General features: G+C 42.3%; 1 pseudogene. It reads right to left on the reverse strand.

Annotated elements, in window-relative coordinates:
* Positions 1 to 111: 111 nt before the first annotated feature.
* A pseudogene (locus FW757_RS23190) lies at positions 112 to 442 on the reverse strand (DUF2931 family protein); the annotation flags it as partial.

Here is a 442-nt window from a genome sequence, read left to right on the forward strand (position 1 = left end):
AGCTCACGTTGTTGGTTTTTAGTGGTGAATTCAGCGTCTTCTTCTGGGTCATGAGCTACGGGCTACCTCTGCGAATACTTTATAGAACATAAGCTTAGGGTCGTGGCTTTACTACTTATTCTCACGCCACTGTGCTTGCCCTGAGGCTAGTTCGTGTAATACACGGCCAGTAAATCCAGCGGATGGCGTATTCGAAACCCAAACCTTTATCTCACCTGATTCACCCATACCGACTATTAAATATGGTTTTATTTCCTTAAATACCTCACCTGTCGATAAAGTAAAATAAGGGAGAGATTTAGCTAATTTGTAACCTTTTTTGTCTATTGCAACTTCACCAAAGTAAATTCTATTTTCTGACTTATCTAACCATTCAACCGCGACTTTTCCTGGGAATACCCTATCATATACTCCAACCATAGCCCCCGCTGTGGCTCTGCAG

Source organism: Pseudoalteromonas sp. 1181_04 (genome assembly GCF_052850545.1).